Genomic DNA, 18,600 nt, shown 5'->3' with positions numbered 1-18,600 from the left:
CGCCGTGGATCAGGCGGCATCGCGGCGCGGCGGCCCGGGGCACGTCCGAGGAACGTGGTGCGCGGCTGACCTCAGCCGACGCCCTCCTCGGCCACCCGCCAGGTCCCCGAGGCGCGGTGCAGGCACAGCCCCCACGTCGCCGTGCCGGGTTCCATGCCCGTCACGCCGGATTCGCGCATCTCGAACACGAAGCACCGCTCCGCGTCGCCGGTGTCCGACCCGGAGCGGAGCCGCCGCCACGACGTCATGCGCGGGTCGTCGCCCTGCCACCGCTCCCAGAGGCTCGATGGGCACCATCGCGTGTCGTCGGGACGCGACAGCGATCGCAGTGATCCGCAGTCGTGCCGCACCGCCGCGTCGAGGAACGCTGCGGCGACGGTGCCTGCCGAGGCGCCGTCGGCCGGCAGCGGAGCCGATGCGCCGGAGGGCCCGCGGACGTTCACGACCACCACCGCGCCGACCACGACGGCGACCGCAGCCGCCCCGATGCCGAGACGAGTCCGGGTGCGCACCGTGGGCCTCCTGGTCGGTGTCCTCGCCGGCGGACGCTGTCCGGTCGGCGCTGTCGGGGGCTCACACCCTGACGTGCGTCCGCGGTATGCTGGTCGTGGTTAATCGATTAAGCAGATGAGGGGCCGATCAGGTTCCCCCGGTGCCGACGGTCGACCACATCCCCAAGCAACGACGCTCGGAAGGAACCGCACATGCACATCGGATCGATCTCGAGACCTCGGCGCATCGTCGCCGCGGCACTCGGGGCCCTGGCTCTCGTCACCGGGAGCCTCTTCGCAGCGACGACCGGCGTGGGCAGCGCCGCCGCCGCCACCAACGGCCCCTGCGACACCTACGCCGGCGCCGGCACCGCGTGTGTCGCCGCGTACAGCTCCACCCGGGCGCTGTCCTCGTCGTACAACGGGCCGCTGTACCAGGTGCAGCGCGCCTCGGACGGCGCGACCACCAACGTCGGGCTGCTCGCCGCCGGCGGGTACGCCAACGCCGCCGCGCAGGACTCGTTCTGCTCCGGCACGACCTGCACCATCCCGAAGATCTACGACCAGACGTCCAACCACAACGACCTGACGGTCGCCGGGGCCGGGGACGCCGGTCCGGCGAACCACGCGGCCGACGCCGGTGCGCTGCCGGTCACGGTGGCCGGGCACAAGGCGTACGGCATCTACATGCCGCAGCAGGTCGCCTACCGGATCTCGAGCACGGTCGCCAAGGGCACGGCGCGCGGCGCCAGCCCGGAGTCGATGTACGAGGTCGCCAGCGGCACGAACGTGAACCACGGCTGCTGTTCCGACTTCGGCAACGTCGAGACCCAGTCGAAGGACACCGGCAAGGGGCACATGGACGCCCTCAACCTGTCGATGCTCAACGGCACGGGCAGCGCCGGACGCGGTCCGTGGGTGCAGGCAGACCTGGAGAACGGCGTCTACGAGGGCAAGACCGCGATCAACACCGCGAACACCGGCAACACGTCGAAGTTCGTGACCGCGCTGCTCAAGAACGACGGCGTCGCGAACTTCGCACTCAAGGGCGGGAACGCGCAGTCCGGCTCGTTGTCGAAGTGGTACGAGGGGGCGCTGCCGACCGACAAGGACGGCGACGGCCAGGGCTACACGCCCATGAAGCTCGAGGGCTCGATCGTGCTCGGCGCCGGCGGGGACAACTCGAACCGCGGAACGCAGTCCTTCTTCGAGGGCGTCATGACCACCGGCTACTCCTCCGACGCGGCCGACAACGCCGTGCAGGCGAACGTCGTCGCGCAGAACTACCAGGGCGTCTCCACCGGCGGCGGCCCGGGGGCGGCGATCACCGGCCCCGGTGGCAAATGCGTCGACGTCGCCGGTGACGACACGGGCGGCAACACCGCGGTCGTGCAGCTGTACGACTGCAAGACGCTCGCCGCCGACCAGCACTGGCTCGGCAACGTCTACGGCGCGCACACCCTGAGCACGCTCGGACGGTGCCTCGACGTCAACGGGAACGGCACCGCGAACGGCACGCACGTCGAGCTCTACGACTGCAACGGCGCTGGAGGCCAGCAGTGGATCGTGCAGCCGGACGGGTCGATCAAGAACCCGCAGTCCGGACGCTGCCTCGACGACCCGTCGGGCAACACCGCGAACGGCACGGCGCTGCAGATCTACGACTGCAACGGCAACCAGGCGCAGCGGTTCGTCGCCGCGGTCCCGATCAAGACCATCGGGGCGAAGTGCGTCGACGTGGCCGGCAACGACCTGCAGCAGAACGGCCAGCAGGTCCAGGTCTACGACTGCCAGACGCTGCTGACCGACGAGCAGACGACGGACCAGCAGTGGGCCTACAACGCCGCCGACCACACGATCCGGACGCTCGGGCGGTGCCTGGACATCGACGGCAACGCCACCGCGAACGGCACGCATCTGGAGCTGTACTCGTGCAACGGCGTCGGTGGCCAGCAGTGGGTGCCGCAGGCGAACGGCTCCGTGCTGAACCCGCAGTCCGGTCGCTGCCTCGACGTCCCGTCGGGCAACACCGCGAACACGACGCCGCTGCAGCTCTACGACTGCAACAACCAGGCGCCGCAGGTGTTCAGCTTCAACTGAACCGCGTGACGGACGGGAGGCCCGGTGCCAGCTGGCACCGGGCCTCCTGTCCGTCGGCCCCCGACGCGCTCGACGGCGTGGTCCCCGTCACTGCTGCCGGGTCTGCCGCCAGCGCGTGACGATCTGCGGGAGCTCTGCGCGCAGGAAGGCGAAGAAGTCGGCCGTCTCGAGGAGACGGGCCGACGTCCTGGAGTCGCTGGCCGTCCGCGCGCCGTCCGTCAGGATGCCCTCGAGGTCGCGCAGCGCGCTGTCCTGGTGCGCGACGGCCTCCATCCAGGCGTCGGGGCGCACCTCGTACGCGATCTGCCGATCGTTCTGGCGGGTCACGTCGACCAGGCTGAGCGACCGCAGCATCTTCGCCCCGTTCGAGACGGCCGACGCTCCGACGCCGAGGGCTGCCGACAGCTCCGCCGCAGTGGAGACCCCGCCCGCCGTCGCCATCAGGCTCGCGAAGATCCGCGCTGACATCCGCGGCCACCCGGAGCGGGCGAGCACGTCGGCGAACCGTTCGACGAACCTGTCGTCGTCGTCAGCCACGGTGGACCTCGGTGCATCCCATGCGACGACGGTACATGCACTACACAGAATTCACGAACTTCATGAATCGCGTGTACTGTCGCGACCATGACCGACATCGTCGAGCTGGACGGGATCACCAAGTCCTTCGGCCGCGTCCGGGCGCTCGACGGCGTGACCCTCTCGGTCCGGCAGGGCGAGGTGCACGGACTGCTGGGGCCGAACGGTGCGGGCAAGTCCACGATCATCCGGGTGCTGCTCGGGATGCTGCACGCCGACGGCGGCCGGGCGCGGGTCTTCGGACAGGACCCGTGGTCGTCTGCCCCGGCGGTCCGAGCCCGTCTGGCGTACGTGCCGGGAGACGTCAGTCTGTGGCCGAACCTGACGGGAGGGGAAGTCATCGACCTCCTCGCCCGCATGCACGGTGGTGAGGACCGGGCCAAGCGTGACGAGCTGGTCGAGCGCTTCGACCTCGATCCCAGCAAGCGATCCCGCACGTACTCCAAGGGGAACCGTCAGAAGGTGGGTCTGATCTCGGCGCTGAGCGTCACGACCGACCTGCTGGTCCTCGACGAGCCCACCTCGGGACTCGACCCGCTGATGGAGGCGGTGTTCAAGGACTGCGTCCGCGAGGCCCGCGCCGCCGGGCGGACGGTCCTGCTCTCCAGCCACATCCTGTCGGAGGTGGAGCAGCTCTGCGACCGTGTCAGCGTCGTCCGGGACGGCAGGGTGGTCGACACCGGCACCCTCGGGGAGCTGCGCGGGCACGCGTCGACGGTCGTCACTGCGACCCTCGCCCGCCCTCCCGTCGGCCTGGAAGCGACCCCCGGGGTGGCGGACGTCCGCGTCGACGGACTCCGGGTCACCCTGACCACGACGCGTCTCGACGACGTCATGACTCGACTCGCAGCGGCCGGCATCGAGACGCTCAGCGTCGCCCCGCCCACACTGGAGGACCTCTTCCTGCACTGGTACGACCGTGCCAGCGGTGCGGAGACCCGACCGGTCGCGAGCGCGTGAACGCCGTCACGGGACTCCGGTCGTCCCTCCACCTCGTGCTCCGCCGAGAACGTGTGCACGGGTCCGCCTGGTACGTGCTGACCGCGCTGCTGGCGCTCCTGGTGGCCGCCGGGATCGCCTCGACGTACCCGACACGGGCGAGCCGAGAGGCGCTCGCCTCCTCCGTCAACCGTAGCGCCGGGGAGTTGTTCATCATCGGGCCCGTCGCCAGCGTCGATCCCGGGGGCGTCGAACTGTGGCGGATCCTCGGCGCAGCGACGATCTTCATCAGCCTCGCGTCGGTCTTCACCGTCGTCCGGAACACCCGGGCGACCGAGGAGGACGGGACCAGCGAGCTGTCCGGATCGGCGGCGATCGGACGCGCCGCGCCGCTCGTGGCGGTGCTCGTCGTCACGGCCGCGGGCTCCCTGCTCGCCGGGGCCATCGTGACCTCGGGGTTCATCGGCTCCGGAGCCGGTGTCCTGGGCTCGACACTCGCCGGCGCGCAGATCACGATGACCGGACTGCTCGGAGCGTCGCTCGCGGCGGTGACCGGGCAGCTCATGCGGACTGCCCGGGGAGCCACGGGTGTCGCGATCGCCGTCGTGGCGGCCTGCTTCCTGCTGCGCGGCGCCGGCGACGTCATCGGCGGAGACGCCTTCTGGCTCTCACCGTTCGGCTGGATCTCCGCCGTCCGTCCCTTCGCCGCCGACGACGCCGCCATGCTGTTGCCGGCACTGGCGCTGGCCGCGCTCCTGGCGGCCGTGGCCGTCCGGGTCGCCGCGAACCGGGACCTGGGCGCCGGGATGGTCGCGGAGCGCACCGGCCCCGCTCGGGCGGGGAGATCGCTGCGCGGCCCGGTGTCGCTCGCCCTGCGGACCACCCGGGGGACGATCTTGGGCTGGGGCGTCGGCGCACTCGTGGTGGGGGTCCTGATCGGCGGCGTCGCCACGACCGTCGACACGCAGGTCGAGCTCGCGCTCGGGAGCGGAGCGGGCAGCGGCTCCGGGCTCGTCGACGTCGCCCTGTACCTCGCACCGCTCTTCGCGACGGTCCTCGGCCTCCAGGTGGTCCTGCGACTGCGCGGCGAGGTCGCGTCCGGGCGCGCAGAAGCAGTGTTGTCCCGCCCCGTCGGGCGCGACCGCTGGCTGCTCGCCCACGTCGCCGCGGCAGTGCTCGGCGCGGCGACCGTCCTGCTGGCCTTCGGGCTGGGGATCGCGACCGCGTCGCTGGGCACGTTCCCTGAGCGCTTCGCTCCGACAGCCGCCGCCGGTGTCCTGCGATCGCCGGCGCCGTGGGTGTTCATCACGCTGGGGGCGGTGCTCCTGGCGATCATCCCGCGCGCGGCGGCGGTGGTCGCGTACACGGTCGTGGCTGCGTTCCAAGCGCTGGAGTTCGCGGTCGAGTTCCGCCTGCTGCCGGCGGACGCGCTCCTGGCATCACCGTTCGCGGTCGTCCCGCAGGCACCGGACGGTGCGGCGCACGTCTGGCAGACGATCCTCCTGGTGCTGGTCGCCGCCGCCCTGGGTCTGCTCGCGGCGATCGCCGTGCGGCACCGGGACCTGCGCTAGCGACCGGATGGCCGTCGGCGGCCGCGGCCGGTCAGCTCCACCCCCGTGCCATCGGACCCCGTCCATCGGCTCAGGCGGTGTCACCTCGCTGACGTCGCCTCCGGGCCACCGGAGGCGACGGCCTGGCGGTACGCGGCGATCTTCCGTTCCAGCGCGGCCAGGTGCCGCTGGACTTCGGCCTGCCGTTCGAGAACGGTCGCGTGGTGCTGTTCGAGGAGCGCGAGACGCTCGGCGTCGTCCGCGCCGGCGCGGTACGCGGCGGCGTACTCGCGCATCTCGTGGACGCTCATCCCCGTCCCGCGGAGCATCACCGTGCCGGCGAGCCAGCTCAGCGCGGCCGTGTCGTACCGACGCCACCCGTCCGGACCGCGATCGGGCGCGGGCGCGATGCCTTCCTTCTCGTAGTAGCGGATCGTGTCGACGGTGACGCCGAGCAGGTCCGCGGCGACGCTGATCGTGACGGGCTCGTCGACGTGGACCTCCGGGAGCAGCACGGACCCGATTCTCGCACTTGACATGGTGCGCACACCAGGGTCGAGAGTCGGGTCGTCCGGGTCGACCCGGCGGTGAACGGAGAACGCACATGCAGCAGATCCCTCTCGGCTCCCAGGGCCTCGTCACGTCCGCGCTCGGTCTCGGGTGCATGGGGATGAGCGCCTTCTACGGCGGGGCCACCGAAGCCGGCTCGGAGGAGACCATCCGCCGCGCGCTCGACCTCGGGATCACCCTGTTCGACACGGCGGAGGCGTACGGGCCGTTCGAGAACGAGAAGCTGCTCGGTCGGGTCCTCGGCGCCGACCGGGACCGCGTGGTCGTCGCCTCGAAGTTCGCCACCGACTTCACCGACGACGGCCAGCCGATCGGCCTCGACGGGTCCCCGGAGCACGCCCGCCGCGCGATCGACCGGTCCCTCGGCCATCTCGGTACCGACCACGTCGACCTCTGGTACCTGCACCGCGCAGACCCCGACGTGCCGATCGAGGACACGATCGGTGCGATGAGCGAAGCCGTCACCGCCGGCAAGGCCCGCACCATCGGCGTCTCGGAGACCTCTGCCGAGACCCTGCGCCGGGCGCACGCGACGTTCCCGATCACCGCGATCCAGTCCGAGTACAGCCTGTTCGAGCGGGATGCCGAGCACAACGGCGTCCTCGAGACCGCCTCGGAGCTCGGCATCGGGTTCGTCCCGTTCTCCCCGCTCGGGCGCGGGTTCCTGTCCGGTACCGTCACCCGCAGGGACGACCTGCCCGAGGGTGATGCCCGCCGGGACCTCCCCAGGTTCTCGGACGACGCCATCGACGCGAACCTGCGCGTCGTCGACGCACTCACGGTCATCGCCGACGAGAAGGGCGTCACCACCGCGCAGCTCGCACTCGCGTGGCTGATCCAGGCCGGCACCGTCCCGATCCCCGGCACCACCAAGGCCTCCCGTGTCGAGGAGAACGCCGCCGCCGTCGACGTCGTGCTCACCGCGAACGACCTCGACCGCATCGAGGCGGCTGCACCGCACGGCGTGGCTGTCGGCACCCGCAACACCGCGGCGGGGATGGCTCGCGACCGCGGCTGAGCCCGCACCGGCGACGACCCCTGCCGTCCTCATCGCCGCAGCCTGCGACGAGCTTGGCGAGCGTGGAAGACCACCTGCGCTCGAGCGCCCCGGACCAGGACGCCGACGGACCGCAGCACGATCCCTACGCACGTCGCCCCGGGTACGTCACCGGCGTGGACGGCCGGACTGACACCTGGACGACCGCGGTGGTCGCGGGGGTGGTGGCGGGCGTCGTCGTCTCGTTCGTCGCGGGTCTCTTGGACGTCGCCGCGCCGGTCACGTTCTCTGCAGCCGCGGTGGTCGGCGCCGCTGTCTGGTTCGCCGTCCGGACGCGCCGTCGCGCAGCGGACCGTCGAGCGGGACGCGACCCTGACTCGGTCTCGAAGGCGCGGTCGCAGGCCGTCGCCGACGCGAACGGTGGGCGTCGGTTCTTCGTCGCCCAGAACCCGGTGGTCGTCATCGTGATGGGGGGCGTCTTCCTGGCGCTCGGCATCGCGAGGCTCGTCGCTGGCGGCCCTTCCGCTGACTCGGTCATCGTGATGGTCGTCCTCGCTGCGTCCGGGTCCGTCCTCGTCGTGCAGGGCATCGGCACACTCGTCGCCAGGCGCCGGTCACCATCGTCGTCCGGACGTCCACACGACTGATGCTCGGCGTCGACGCCCCCACGCGCGGGGTCGTCGCGGGGCGAGTCAGTGTGCCCGTGCGCGGAGGCCCTGGTCGACCAGGTCGATGAGCCAGTCGAAGCTGTCGTCGACGTCGGTCGCCCACCGGAAGCCGCCCGTGGACTCGAGGGACGCGAAGCCGCCGAAGACGCTGCGGAGCGCGCGGACGGCGTGCACGGTGTCGGCGGGATCGATGGCGTAGCCACGGAGGACCGCCTCGAGCGGGGCGATGCTGCGGACCGCGGCGGCCGTCATCGGGTCGTCGGATCCCGTGGGGGTGACGGCGACGGTCGCGGCGTACCGGCCCGGGTGCGCGATCGCGAAGTCCCGGAGGGCGTTCGCGGCCGCGGCCAGCGCGTCCCGTCCGGACAGGCCCTGGATCGCGTTGCCGATCGCCGATCCGGCCTCCTCGAAGGCGAGGGTCGCGACGCGGCGGTTGACCTCGTCCTGACCGGAGACGTGCTTGTAGAGCGATGGCGCACGGACGCCGAGCTGCTCGGCGATCGCGCCCATGGTCAGGTTGGTGAAGCCGACCTGGTCGGCGATGTCCGCTGCGGCCGCCGTGATGACCACGGGATCGAGACCGGCCCTAGGCACGCGAGGCTCCGTCCACCGGGGCGACCTCGCGCAGGAACGGCAGGACGGCGTCGAGGGTCTGCTCGGGGTACTGCACGTGCGGGTAGTGGCCCGCACCGTCGATGACGACCAGGCGACCCAGCCCAGGGCGCAGATCGCCGACGATGGCCTTGCCTTCGGCCGCGGGCGAGACCCAGTCGGGGTCGGCGCTGCCCTGGATGACGAGGACCGGGCAGGTGACCTCCGGCAGCGCTTCGCCGGCGTCGACCGGGGGCAGCGTCCCCATCTTCTTGAGCACTGCCATGCGGCCGGGTTCACCGAGCTTGGCGACCATGCGGGCGCTGCGGGCCTGCCAGTCGGCGGGCTTCCGGCCCGGGTACGCCAGTTCGAGGTACCTTCCCCACTGCTTCTTGCTGCCGAGCATGGTCGCGCCCATGAGTGCCGTCGCACCACGGCGGTAGGTGCTGGTGCCGAAGTCGGAGAGCCTGATCTGCTGCTTGCGGGTGAAGGGTGCCAGCTCCACGACGCCGGACACCAGCTCCGGCGCCGTCGCCGCGGCGATCGTGACCGCGCCGCCGGCGATCGAGTGGCCGACGATCGTCGCCGGCCCGCCCAGGTGGGTGACCAGCGCGACCAGGTCACCGGCGATGGCGGTGCGCGTGTACGAGTCCCACCCGACGGAGGAGTCCCCGCAGCCGCGCAGGTCGACCGCGGCGACGCGGTAGCCGGCTGCGACGAGGGCCGGTGTCATGGAGCTGTAGGCATCGCGGCTGTCACCCATGCCGTGTGCGAGGACGACGAGCGGACCCGCGCCCTGGACCTCGTACGCGAGGGTGCCACCGGTGACGGTGAGTGTCTGGACCATGGTGTTCTCCTCCGGAGCGGGCTGCCTGGCTACTGCGTGTAGCCAAAAGCTACTTCGCATAGCCGAACGGTGTCAAGAGCAGTGACGGGCGCGGTGCGGGGCGTGGTCCCGCGCCGGGTCCGGCGCGCTCCGCCGTGGTGGCGCCCCCGCGCCAGGCCGGCGACGGGAGTCAGGACGACGTGATCACCGCTGCGCTCAGAATCCTCGCGGAGCACGCTGGCGCTGTGACAAGCTCGTGTCCAGGTGGGGGAGGGACCGTGATGGACGAAGCACTCTTGTACGACCTCTGCAGCCGCGCTCGACGTGTTCGACTGTGGTCTACATCGACTGAAGCCGGGCTCCGCGGGCTCACCGATCTCATCGGTCGTGCTGCCCACTGCTCGGACAGCCACTCACATGCGCGTCTGCTGCAGCTGATCGACGCCGCGCCGCAGCCGGTCGGGTTCCGGTACGGGTTCCGTCGGCTCGAGGCGGTCAGTGCGAGTCGGACCGTCCCGCCGGACTCGTACACCGACTCCGAACGCGACGAGTACCAGGCTGCACAGAGCGCGCTCCTCGAGAGCGTCGGGCGCGACTCCGGTGAACCGTTGCCTGGCCCGGTGGGGGTCGCGCGGAACGTGCTCGAGCAGTTCGTCCTCCGCTGGTTCTGAAGTGCGACCGTCGCGGTCGCGGTGCGCGGGGCGACCTGGGCTGGTCGTCGACCCCCGAGTGTGCCACCGTGGGCAGCACCTGGTCCGGTTATGAGCGGAGCGCAGCGCAGCGTGAACCGAGTGGTCGGCTGGAGCACCGTTGCCGTCGTCGTCAGCGTGGTCGTGCTGTTCCTGACCCTGGCACGGGTGAGCAGCTGCGCTGACGCCGCCCCGGGCGAGGGGACGAGTTCCTGCGCGAACGCGCCGATGCTCGGGATCGCAGGCTCGTGGATCGTCGGAACCGCCGGTGCCGTCGTGGTTGCCCTCTCCGCCTGGCAGATCTCGAGAGCCACGCGTTCCTCGGAGTCGCACGAGGACTGACCACCTGGCGCCACGCCTCGCCAGGGTGAGCCGAGCAGGTACCGTCACCGCATGGACCTCGCAGAACTGTGGCCGCTGTTCGGACTCGAGCTCCGCACCCCCAGGCTGGTGCTCCGTCCCGTTCGCGATGGTGACCTTCCGGGGTTGGCCAGCGCTGCTCTCGCCGGCATCCACGATCCGGACCGGATGCCGTTCGGGTTCCCGTGGACGGATGCTGCTCCTGCCGACCTCCCCCGAGTCCTCGCGATGCACCAGTGGAGCGTGCGCCAGGTCTCCCCGCAGAGCTGGACGATCCAGTTCGCGGTCATCCTCGACGGCACGGTCATCGGAGCGCAGGACCTCGCCGCCCAGGACTTCGCTCACCGCGGGACCGTCACTTCCGGCTCGTGGTTGACGAGGAGTGCCCAAGGGCAGGGAGTGGGTACGGAGATGCGGGCCGCGTTGCCGCTGTTCGCCTTTGACGTCCTCGGCGCGGAGTGGGCGGAGTCGAGTGCCGCAGCCTGGAACTCCGCGTCGCTGGGCGTGTCGTACAAGCTCGGTTACGAACCGAACGGCGTGACGCGGGTGGCTCCGCGGTCAGAGCTACCAGTCGACGAGCAGCGAGTGCGCCTGTCCCGGCGGGCCTTCAACCGCCCGGCCTGGGGCATCACCACCACAGGGGAGCAGCCCGTCCTCGCCCAGCTGGGCCTCTCCGGGCCGCGGGCCGACGCGGGTCGAGCAACGCGCTCCCGGTAGCCACGGACGTGCGGCGGCCTCAGCGGCCTCGTCGCGCTGGCCATCTGGTGATCAAGAAGACGAGGCCAGTCGATCACCTGTCGAGGCGGCTCTGTTGGTTGACGGGGGCATGAACGGTGCCGTCGAACCACCGGAGCCCGAAGCGGCCAGTCCAGGCATCGAAACGGTCGATGTCCAGCAGTGCGTCGTCCCGGATCACAGAACGCTTCTCGTCCGTACCGCGTGTCAGCACGGCGCTGACCTGCTGACGGAGCAGGCGCATCGAACGCTGCTGCTGGATGGTGAGCACGACCTCGCAGCAGATGACGAGGAGCATGCTTCCGAACAGCAGGACGTTCGGCCACCACCGCTCGCCGGTTGACCGGAATCCTTGCAGGCCGAAGACGACGAGCAGGGCCGCGACGTAGATGGCCAGGAGTCCGCCAGCGGAGTTCCGGACCCGGATGACCGTGGTGCGCGTCCGGGCGGCTTGAGGTCCGACTCGACGCGTCCACGCGCCGGGAGTGTTGCTGCTCACACCAGGAGCTTGACACCCGTCGCCGTCGCCGTCGCTGCGATTCCACGCAGGGTGGGGGCAGCGAACGTGTCCCGCTTGGCGGGTGCACCTGGGGCAATGCCCTCCTCGATGACGTCGCTGAGGACCAGAACGAGACCACGGACGAGCCGGCGGACGGCTGGACCTGATGTCAGAGCAGCGCCGGAACGAGTCTGCGAGGATGCCGACATGCGGAGGATCGGGCGGGACGGCACGGTGGTGCTCGAGCGTCCCGAGGACTACGACGGCGACCTCGCCGTGGCGGTACAAGCCACACAGCTCAACGTCTCGAGATCGATGGCGGTCCGGATCGTCGCAGAATGGTGCGAGTTCTTCCGATCGGGACCGAGTCAGATCCGGGAGTTGGAGTTCACGAGCAGGACCCCCAAACGCCTCTTCGCGTCGCTCGAGGGGCAGACACAGTTGCAGTCCCTCATCACGAAGTGGGGTGACTACGACGACCTGGATGCGCTGATCGGCATGCGGGAACTCGAGACGCTCGAGCTCCACAGCGCCCCAGCCCTGATCGACCTCTCGCCGCTCGCGAACGTCCCGTCACTTCGCCGCCTCGTGCTGTTCGGCACGTTCCGAGTCCATGACTACAGTGCCATCGGAGCATGCAAGCGCCTGGAGTACCTCGCCGTCCACCCGGGTACGGAGCGCGGGAAGTCGACCACGCCAGATCTCCGCTTCCTCACGGAACTCCCCATGCTCCGCGAGCTCAGTTTCGGCGTCGAACCGGACGATCGCGATTGGTCGCCGATCCTGCATCTCCAGCATGTCGATCGCATCAGCATCGCGGGCGCCGCGGACATGCAACCGTCCATGCTCGACCTCGAGTGGGCGGTCCCTGGCGTCGCGATGGTGATCACTGAGCAACACGATCGGAACGAGAGCCACCATTGGGTCCAGGACGACGGCGGGGAGGACGAGACCTAGGTGCGATCGGTCCTCCGCGCTGCGCGGCCGGCAGCCGGACAGGGGCTGGCGGCGCGGAGGACGACAGCTGTGACAACGCGCCCGCGGAGTCGGTGTCCTCCATCTCCGAGGCCGAGCTGAGCACGCGCTCCAGCGGGATGCCGGTGTCCGCCGCGTGTCCACTCCAGGTAACCGTGCCACCCGACCTCGAACCGGGGCTTGCTTCATCGATTAAGCACGTGCATGATGTGACCAGTTAATCGATAAAGCAACCGACTCGAAGGAGGCGACCCCCATGCCGAAGTCCGTCACCCTCAAGGACGTGGCCGCGAAGGTCGGCGTGACGTCCGCCGCCGCCAGCATGGCGCTCTCCGGGCACGAGCGCATCAGCGAGAAGACCCGCGCCGCCGTCAAGCAGGCCGCCGACGAACTCGGCTACGTCCCGAGCTCGGCCGGCCGGGCACTCCGCAGCCAGCGCGCCGACGCCGTGGCGCTCATCGTGCCGAACTCGTCCGCACACGTGTTCGGACACCTCTACTTCATGCACGTGCTGACGGGGATGTCGACCGCGGCGAACGCCCACGACGCCCAGGTGATCGTGTCCACGAACGCCGACGCCAGCTCGGGCGACGTCGCGTACGAGCGGGTCATGCGCTCCCGGACCGCTGACGGCGCCATCGTCACCAGCGCCGCGGTCGACGACGACCACGTGCAGGGACTCGTCGCGAGCGGCCTGCCCGCCGTGCTCATCGGCAACTACCCGCACCTGGCCGACGCGGTCACGGTCGGCATCGACGACGTCTCCGCGACCGAACGCCTGGTCGACCACCTGGTCGAGGTCCACGGTCGCCGCCGCCTGCTGCACGTGACGGGCACACTCGACCACCAGACGGGCCTCGACCGCCGCCAGGGCTTCCTGCGTGCCACCGAACGGCACGGCCTGACCGACGTCACGGTGATCGAGGGCGACCTGTCCGAGACGTCCGGCGCAGCCGCCATGGAGCAGATGCTGGCGGGCGACGCCGACACCCGACCCGACGGCGTCGTGTTCGCGAACGACGACATGGCGGTGGGTGGCCTGCACACCCTGCGCCGCGCGGGCGTCGATGTCCCCGGCGACGTCGCGGTCGTCGGGTTCGACGACTTCGGGCTCGCCCGCGTCACGACTCCGGGCATCACGACCGTGCGCGTCCCGGCTGAGGAGATGGGCCGCATCGCGACCGAGCGGCTCTTCGACCTGGTCGACCACCGTGGCGGCCAGCCCGCCCGCACCGAACTCCCCGTCGAGCTCGTCGTCCGCGCCTCGTGCGGCTGCGACCCCGACGCGGAACGCGTCCGCACCTGACCGGACCATCCCGACGCCCCACCCCCCCCCACGTATCACTCCGCACGAAGCACCCACTGAACACCCCACCCGCATCACCCCTGCGAGCACAGCAACGCAAAGGAGCGTTCCCCGATGAAGCACGCACGCACGACCCTCGCGATCGGCGCCGTCGCCGCCGTGGCGGCCCTCACCCTGTCCGGCTGCTCGGCCGGTGGCAACGCCAGCACCGACGGCCCCGCCACCCTCAAGGTCTGGACCGGGTTCACCGGCGGCGACCGCCCCGGCTACGCCACGATCGTCAAGGACTTCGAGAAGTCCCACCCGGACATCAAGATCGACATGACCGTCCAGCCGTGGGACACGATCCAGCAGAAGCTGCCCAGCGCCTGGCTCACCGGCCAGGGCCCGGACGTCGCCGCCGTCAGCTCGGACCCGAACGCCGTCGCGCAGTACGTCAAGACGAACTCCGTGCTGCCGATCACGATGACCGGCAGCGGCGACAGCAAGATCAACACGTCCGAGTTCGCCCCGGGCACCGTCAAGGAGTTCACCTACGACGGCAAGCTCTACGGCGTCCCCGCCAACTTCGCCACGCTGAGCCTGTACTACAACAAGAAGCTCTTCGAGGCGGCCGGCATCACGAACCCACCGTCGACCGTCGCCGAGATGGCCACCGACGCGCAGAAGCTGACCGCGGACGGCAAGTACGGCATCGCACTCGCTGACAACCAGACGATCCAGATGTGGCCCGTGCTGCAGTGGCTCGAGGGCGGCGACATCGTCAACGGCAAGAACTGCAGCGTCGTGCAGTCGAGCGACGGCAAGCAGAGCCTGAAGACCTGGGCCGACCTGGTCGCGAAGGACAAGGTCAGCCCCGTCGGCCTGACCGGTGCCGAGGCCGACTCGCTCTTCTCGGCAGGCAAGGCGGCGATGGAGATCAACGGACCGTGGGCTGCCTCGGGCTACAAGTCGGCCGGCATCGACCTCGGCATCGTGAAGGTCCCGGTCGGCGTCGACGGCAAGTCTTCGACGCTCGGCGCGATCGCCCCGCTGTCGATCTCCGCGAAGACCAAGTACCCGAAGCAGGCGCAGGAGTTCCTGGCCTACTGGACGTCGAAGACCGCGCAGCAGAAGTTCTCGCTGCAGACCGGGTTCCCGCCGCTGCGCACCGACCTGTCCGACGACGCCCAGCTCAAGGCCGACCCGACCGTGTCGGTGTTCGCCAGCCAGGTCCCGGACGCACGGCTCTACCTGCCGCACGTGCCGAACGCCACCAAGGTCGACTCCGACGGCTACGTCCCGCTGATCGGTGAGATCACGCGCGGCAAGTCGATCGACGACGCCACGAAGAGCGCCGGTCAGACGATCGACGGCCTCACCGGCTGCGGCCAGTGACCCACCAGCTCACCGGGTCGGCCCCGCCACGCACACCGCGTGGCGGGGCCCCCGCCTCCGGCAGGGACACCGGACTGGAGGCCCGCCCCACCCGCCGCCGAGCGCGCCGGTTCCAGCCGGCCTGGCTCTTCATGGCCCCGTCGCTGCTGATCCTGGGCGCGTTCGTCGTCTTCCCGATCCTGCGGTCGCTGTACTACTCGTTCTTCGACTGGACCGTCGGTGCCGTGTCGCAGCCCTTCGTCGGATTCGGCAACTACACCAAGCTGTTCCACGACCAGCAGTTCTGGAACGCCCTGCGGATCACGCTCGAGTACACGATCGTGTCCGTCGTGCTGCTCGTCGTCCTCGGGTTCGTCGCGGCACTGCTGCTGCAGCGGGACACCCTGGCGAACCGGATCGTCCGGTCGGTGTTCTTCTTCCCGACGATCGTGTCGCTCGTCACGATCGGCCTGGTGTGGAAGTTCCTGCTCGACCCGGACATCGGGCTGGTCGGCGGCATCACCGCGGCCCTCGGACTGCCGAGCATCGCCTGGCTGCAGTCCACCGCACTCGCCCTGCCGACGATCATCTTCGTGTCGGTCTGGAAGAGCATCGGCTTCGCGATGATCCTGTTCGTCGCCGGACTCAAGGGCGTGCCCGCCGAACGGTACGAGGCCGACGAGCTCGACGGCGCGAACCGCTGGCAGACCGTCTGGCGGATCACCCTGCCGAGCATCCGCCCGACCATGCTCTTCACGTCGATGATCCTGACGATCCAGTCGTTCCAGGTCTTCGACCTCGTGTACGTCATGACCGGCGGCGGACCGGTCTTCCACACGGACACGCTCGTGAACCTGCTCTACCGCGACGGGTTCGTCAACTACCAGACCGGCTACGCGTCGGCCATCTCCTGGGTCCTCTTCGTGATCATCATGCTCATCTCCCTCCTGCAGCTCCGGCTCTTCCGCTACGACGATGTCGACTGAGGCGCGCGTCCGGCGACCGTCCCTGACGGAGCCGGCCCGGGCCTCCCGTCCGGACCCCACCCGCGACCGGCGACACGGCCGCCGGACCGGTGCCGCTCGCACCGGTTCCGTCCTGAAGTGGGTGTACCTCGGCATCGGACTCGTGGTCGCGCTCGTGCCGTTCGTCTGGATGGTGAGCGGCTCGTTCCGATCGGAGTCGGACCTGTTCGGCCACCCGGCCAGCCTGTTCCCGACGAGTGTCACACTGCACGGCTACATCGGCGTGTGGCAGCAGCTGCCCTTCTTGCGCCTGCTGCTCAACTCGTTCGTGTTCACCGTCGTCACCACCGTGCTGACGTTGTTCTTCGACTCGATGTGCGCCTACGCGCTGGCGCGGATGCGGTTCGTCGGGCGGAACGTCGCGTTCGTGCTCGTCATCGCCACGCTCATGGTGCCGTTCCAGGTGACGCTCATCCCGGTGTTCGTGGAGCTGTTCCACCTGGGCTGGCTGAACACCTACCAGGGGCTCATCATCCCGCGGGCGACGAGCGCGTTCGGGATCTTCCTGTTCCGGCAGTTCTTCATCGACATCCCCGTCGAGCTGGACGAGGCTGCCCGCATCGACGGTGCCGGACACTGGCGGATCTACTGGCAGGTGATCCTGCCGCTCGCGAAGCCCGCGATCGCCACGGTCGCCGTGCTGAACGGGATGGCGCTGTGGAACGACCTGCTCTGGCCGCTCGTCGTCACGACCTCGAACGACATGCTGACGCTGCCCGCCGGGTTGACGCTGTTCGGGGGAGCGCACGTGACCGACCACGCGGTCCTGCTGGCCGGTGCGGTGATCTCGCTGCTGCCGATCGCCGTCGGGTTCTTCTTCGCGCAGAAGTTCTTCGTCGCCGGTGTGGCGACCACGGGGCTGAAGTGAGCGAGCCGACCCGGCCGGGTGCGGGGGTCGCTCCGCGGGTCCGTGCCTTCGCCCCGGGGACCTTCACCTTCGTCGCGGGCATCGAGGACACGTGCGTGTACCCGCCCGCACACTTCGCGATGGCCCCGCTCGACGAGCACGAGCTCACCGGGCACGACCGGGCCTGGCGCGAGGACCTCGACACCGTCGCCGCACTCGGCGCCACCGCGCTGCGCTACGGCGTGGACTGGCCCCGGGTGCACGTCGCACCGGGTGTGTTCGACTGGGCGGTCCTCGACGAGCGGTTGGCGTACGCGGCGTCGCTCGGGATCACCGTCATCGCGGACCTGGTGCACTACGGCACGCCCACGTGGCTCGAGCAGTCGTTCGCCGACCCGGGGTACCCGGCGGCGGTCGCGTCCTTCGCGGGGGCGTTCGCCGGACGGTACGCGGGTGTGGTCGACCACGTGACCCCGCTCAACGAGCCGATAACGACCGCGTCGTTCGCCGGGCTGCGCGGGGTGTGGCCTCCGGCGCTGACCGGGTGGGACGGGTGGACCCGCGTCGTGCTCGGGATCGCCGCGGGTCTGCAGCAGTCCGTCGCCGCGGTCCGGTCCGCGAACCCGGATGCCGTGATCGTGCACGTGGAGGCCTCATCGCTGGTCACGGTGGCGTCGTCGGCGGCACCGGCGGCGGCGTCGTCGTCCCGCGCGTCGGCGCTCGTCGCCGAGGCGGCCATGCTCGAGGCGCTCGGCTTCCTGCCGACCGACCTGGTCCTCGGCCGCGTCGACGCGATGCACCCGTCCCACGCCTGGCTGCTGTCCCACGGGGCGTCCGCCGCAGCGTTGGACGAGCTCGTCGACGGCGCCGTGACGATCGACGTGCTCGGCGTCAACTACTACCCGGACCTGTCACCTCGGCGGCTCGAGGACGGACCCGACGGCACCGTGCAGCACGCCCACGACCGCTGGACCGAGGGCCTCGTGGAGTCCCTCACCCGGTTCGACGCGCGGTACGGGCTGCCGATGGTCGTCACCGAGACGTCGATCGAGGGCGACGACGCGGTCCGGTCGGCCTGGGTGCGGGACTCCGTCGTCGCGGTCCGCTCGCTTGCCGACGCCGGGGTCGACGTGCGTGGGTGGACGTGGTGGCCGGTCTTCGACTTCGTGGACTGGTCCTACGCGTCCGGTGGTCGGAACGTCGAGGAGTTCACCGTCGCACCGGACGTCGTCGCCGAGCGCACCGGATCGGGACGGAAGACGCCGTACCTGCGGCGGATGGGGCTCGTCCGGCTCGAGGAGCAGCTCGACGGCACCCTGGCCCGGGTCCCCACAGCCGCCGCCGAGGCGTACCGCACCGCGGCGGGGTAGCGGCCGCGGCGGGGTAGCGGCGGCGCGCTCGCGCGGGTGGTGGCAGCGGCGCGGTCGCGCGGGTGGTGGCAGCGCGGGGTGGTGGCAGCGAAAGCGACAACGCAGCGTGTTCTGCGCCGCGTATTCGCTG

The 18,600-nt window shown here is 70.6% G+C and carries 20 protein-coding genes; 14 read left to right on the top strand and 6 right to left on the bottom strand.

Annotated elements, in window-relative coordinates:
- Nucleotides 1–71 precede the first annotated feature (71 nt).
- Entirely contained in the window at nt 72–512 is a 441-nt protein-coding gene (locus tag ASG04_RS08825) for a hypothetical protein (RefSeq protein ID WP_056122615.1), read from the bottom strand.
- A gap of 192 nt (nt 513–704) precedes the next feature.
- Here ASG04_RS08825 and ASG04_RS08820 point away from each other — a divergent pair, with 192 nt between their 5' ends.
- Nucleotides 705–2,591, top strand: a complete 1,887-nt coding sequence (locus tag ASG04_RS08820; protein ID WP_056122612.1) for an arabinofuranosidase catalytic domain-containing protein — start codon at nt 705–707, stop codon at nt 2,589–2,591.
- An 87-nt stretch (nt 2,592–2,678) separates the two neighbouring features.
- On the opposite strand, the gene ASG04_RS08815 is transcribed toward ASG04_RS08820, so the two are convergent.
- Nucleotides 2,679–3,128 carry a GbsR/MarR family transcriptional regulator gene (locus ASG04_RS08815; RefSeq protein ID WP_056122608.1) on the bottom strand — a complete coding sequence of 150 codons (450 nt, stop codon included), beginning with the start codon at nt 3,126–3,128 and terminating at the stop codon, nt 2,679–2,681.
- 87 nt (nt 3,129–3,215) lie between these two features.
- Here ASG04_RS08815 and ASG04_RS08810 point away from each other — a divergent pair, with 87 nt between their 5' ends.
- Together ASG04_RS08810 and ASG04_RS08805 are read left to right on the top strand one after the other, a co-directional pair.
- Nucleotides 3,216–4,127, top strand: coding sequence for an ATP-binding cassette domain-containing protein (locus tag ASG04_RS08810; protein ID WP_056122605.1), 912 nt, complete (start codon nt 3,216–3,218; stop codon nt 4,125–4,127).
- Nucleotides 4,124–5,677: a hypothetical protein gene (locus ASG04_RS08805; protein WP_056122602.1), complete on the top strand. Its 1,554-nt coding sequence runs from the start codon at nt 4,124–4,126 to the stop codon at nt 5,675–5,677. The genes ASG04_RS08810 and ASG04_RS08805 overlap by 4 nt, the downstream gene beginning before the upstream one ends.
- Before the next feature lie 80 nt (nt 5,678–5,757).
- On the opposite strand, the gene ASG04_RS08800 is transcribed toward ASG04_RS08805, so the two are convergent.
- Nucleotides 5,758–6,171, bottom strand: a complete 414-nt coding sequence (locus ASG04_RS08800; RefSeq protein ID WP_056122600.1) for a MerR family transcriptional regulator — start codon at nt 6,169–6,171, stop codon at nt 5,758–5,760.
- Between the two features lie 89 nt (nt 6,172–6,260).
- On the opposite strand from ASG04_RS08800, the gene ASG04_RS08795 reads away from it, so the two are divergent.
- Together ASG04_RS08795 and ASG04_RS08790 are read left to right on the top strand one after the other, a co-directional pair.
- Nucleotides 6,261–7,244 carry an aldo/keto reductase gene (locus tag ASG04_RS08795; protein ID WP_056122595.1) on the top strand — a complete coding sequence of 328 codons (984 nt, stop codon included), beginning with the start codon at nt 6,261–6,263 and terminating at the stop codon, nt 7,242–7,244.
- A gap of 53 nt (nt 7,245–7,297) precedes the next feature.
- Entirely contained in the window at nt 7,298–7,870 is a 573-nt protein-coding gene (locus ASG04_RS08790; RefSeq protein WP_156463583.1) for a hypothetical protein, read from the top strand.
- 45 nt (nt 7,871–7,915) lie between these two features.
- Here ASG04_RS08790 and ASG04_RS08785 read toward each other — a convergent pair whose 3' ends face one another.
- A complete protein-coding gene (locus tag ASG04_RS08785; protein ID WP_200938442.1) occupies nt 7,916–8,485 on the bottom strand; it encodes a TetR/AcrR family transcriptional regulator in 570 nt (189 codons plus the stop codon).
- Nucleotides 8,478–9,329, bottom strand: coding sequence for an alpha/beta fold hydrolase (locus ASG04_RS08780; RefSeq protein ID WP_056122588.1), 852 nt, complete (start codon nt 9,327–9,329; stop codon nt 8,478–8,480). Before ASG04_RS08780 ends, ASG04_RS08785 begins: the two co-directional genes overlap by 8 nt.
- A gap of 260 nt (nt 9,330–9,589) precedes the next feature.
- On the opposite strand from ASG04_RS08780, the gene ASG04_RS08775 reads away from it, so the two are divergent.
- The 3 genes from ASG04_RS08775 to ASG04_RS08765 all read left to right on the top strand — a co-directional run bounded on the left by ASG04_RS08775 (nt 9,590) and on the right by ASG04_RS08765 (nt 11,074).
- Entirely contained in the window at nt 9,590–9,979 is a 390-nt protein-coding gene (locus tag ASG04_RS08775) for a hypothetical protein (protein WP_056122585.1), read from the top strand.
- 111 nt (nt 9,980–10,090) lie between these two features.
- Nucleotides 10,091–10,339, top strand: coding sequence for a hypothetical protein (locus ASG04_RS08770; protein WP_156463582.1), 249 nt, complete (start codon nt 10,091–10,093; stop codon nt 10,337–10,339).
- A gap of 51 nt (nt 10,340–10,390) precedes the next feature.
- A complete protein-coding gene (locus tag ASG04_RS08765) occupies nt 10,391–11,074 on the top strand; it encodes a GNAT family N-acetyltransferase (protein ID WP_056122579.1) in 684 nt (227 codons plus the stop codon).
- A 73-nt stretch (nt 11,075–11,147) separates the two neighbouring features.
- On the opposite strand, the gene ASG04_RS17360 is transcribed toward ASG04_RS08765, so the two are convergent.
- Nucleotides 11,148–11,390, bottom strand: coding sequence for a hypothetical protein (locus ASG04_RS17360; RefSeq protein WP_156463581.1), 243 nt, complete (start codon nt 11,388–11,390; stop codon nt 11,148–11,150).
- 408 nt (nt 11,391–11,798) lie between these two features.
- Here ASG04_RS17360 and ASG04_RS08755 point away from each other — a divergent pair, with 408 nt between their 5' ends.
- The 6 genes from ASG04_RS08755 (at nt 11,799) to ASG04_RS08730 (ending at nt 18,470) form a co-directional block, all read left to right on the top strand.
- Nucleotides 11,799–12,548 carry a hypothetical protein gene (locus ASG04_RS08755; protein ID WP_056122573.1) on the top strand — a complete coding sequence of 250 codons (750 nt, stop codon included), beginning with the start codon at nt 11,799–11,801 and terminating at the stop codon, nt 12,546–12,548.
- A gap of 274 nt (nt 12,549–12,822) precedes the next feature.
- A complete protein-coding gene (locus ASG04_RS08750; protein WP_056122570.1) occupies nt 12,823–13,872 on the top strand; it encodes a LacI family DNA-binding transcriptional regulator in 1,050 nt (349 codons plus the stop codon).
- A gap of 114 nt (nt 13,873–13,986) precedes the next feature.
- Nucleotides 13,987–15,249 (top strand): ABC transporter substrate-binding protein, encoded by a 1,263-nt coding sequence (locus tag ASG04_RS08745; protein WP_056122567.1) that lies wholly within the window; start codon nt 13,987–13,989, stop codon nt 15,247–15,249.
- Nucleotides 15,246–16,214 carry a carbohydrate ABC transporter permease gene (locus ASG04_RS08740; protein WP_200938440.1) on the top strand — a complete coding sequence of 323 codons (969 nt, stop codon included), beginning with the start codon at nt 15,246–15,248 and terminating at the stop codon, nt 16,212–16,214. The genes ASG04_RS08745 and ASG04_RS08740 overlap by 4 nt, the downstream gene beginning before the upstream one ends.
- Nucleotides 16,204–17,121 carry a carbohydrate ABC transporter permease gene (locus ASG04_RS08735; RefSeq protein WP_200938438.1) on the top strand — a complete coding sequence of 306 codons (918 nt, stop codon included), beginning with the start codon at nt 16,204–16,206 and terminating at the stop codon, nt 17,119–17,121. Before ASG04_RS08740 ends, ASG04_RS08735 begins: the two co-directional genes overlap by 11 nt.
- The gene (locus ASG04_RS08730; RefSeq protein ID WP_056122563.1) at nt 17,118–18,470 is read left to right on the top strand and encodes a family 1 glycosylhydrolase; all 1,353 of its coding nucleotides are present in this window, start codon (nt 17,118–17,120) and stop codon (nt 18,468–18,470) included. The genes ASG04_RS08735 and ASG04_RS08730 overlap by 4 nt, the downstream gene beginning before the upstream one ends.
- Nucleotides 18,471–18,600: the final 130 nt, after the last annotated feature.

Origin of the sequence: Curtobacterium sp. Leaf183, from assembly GCF_001424385.1 — a bacterium.
Taxonomy (GTDB): domain Bacteria; phylum Actinomycetota; class Actinomycetes; order Actinomycetales; family Microbacteriaceae; genus Curtobacterium.
The sequence above is the reverse complement of the archived record's forward strand: the minus strand, read 5'-3'. Positions and strand labels throughout refer to the sequence as shown.

What these genes read in the sequence shown, in the direction of transcription:
- ASG04_RS08775 (WP_056122585.1), top strand. Translation starts at nt 9,590, where the DNA reads ATGGACGAAGCACTCTTGTACGACCTCTGCAGCCGCGCTCGACGTGTT.
- ASG04_RS17360 (WP_156463581.1), bottom strand. Translation starts at nt 11,390, where the DNA reads ATGCTCCTCGTCATCTGCTGCGAGGTCGTGCTCACCATCCAGCAGCAG.
- ASG04_RS08745 (WP_056122567.1), top strand. Translation starts at nt 13,987, where the DNA reads ATGAAGCACGCACGCACGACCCTCGCGATCGGCGCCGTCGCCGCCGTG.
- ASG04_RS08755 (WP_056122573.1), top strand. Translation starts at nt 11,799, where the DNA reads ATGCGGAGGATCGGGCGGGACGGCACGGTGGTGCTCGAGCGTCCCGAG.
- ASG04_RS08735 (WP_200938438.1), top strand. Translation starts at nt 16,204, where the DNA reads ATGTCGACTGAGGCGCGCGTCCGGCGACCGTCCCTGACGGAGCCGGCC.
- ASG04_RS08750 (WP_056122570.1), top strand. Translation starts at nt 12,823, where the DNA reads ATGCCGAAGTCCGTCACCCTCAAGGACGTGGCCGCGAAGGTCGGCGTG.
- ASG04_RS08765 (WP_056122579.1), top strand. Translation starts at nt 10,391, where the DNA reads ATGGACCTCGCAGAACTGTGGCCGCTGTTCGGACTCGAGCTCCGCACC.
- ASG04_RS08820 (WP_056122612.1), top strand. Translation starts at nt 705, where the DNA reads ATGCACATCGGATCGATCTCGAGACCTCGGCGCATCGTCGCCGCGGCA.
- ASG04_RS08810 (WP_056122605.1), top strand. Translation starts at nt 3,216, where the DNA reads ATGACCGACATCGTCGAGCTGGACGGGATCACCAAGTCCTTCGGCCGC.
- ASG04_RS08795 (WP_056122595.1), top strand. Translation starts at nt 6,261, where the DNA reads ATGCAGCAGATCCCTCTCGGCTCCCAGGGCCTCGTCACGTCCGCGCTC.
- ASG04_RS08780 (WP_056122588.1), bottom strand. Translation starts at nt 9,329, where the DNA reads ATGGTCCAGACACTCACCGTCACCGGTGGCACCCTCGCGTACGAGGTC.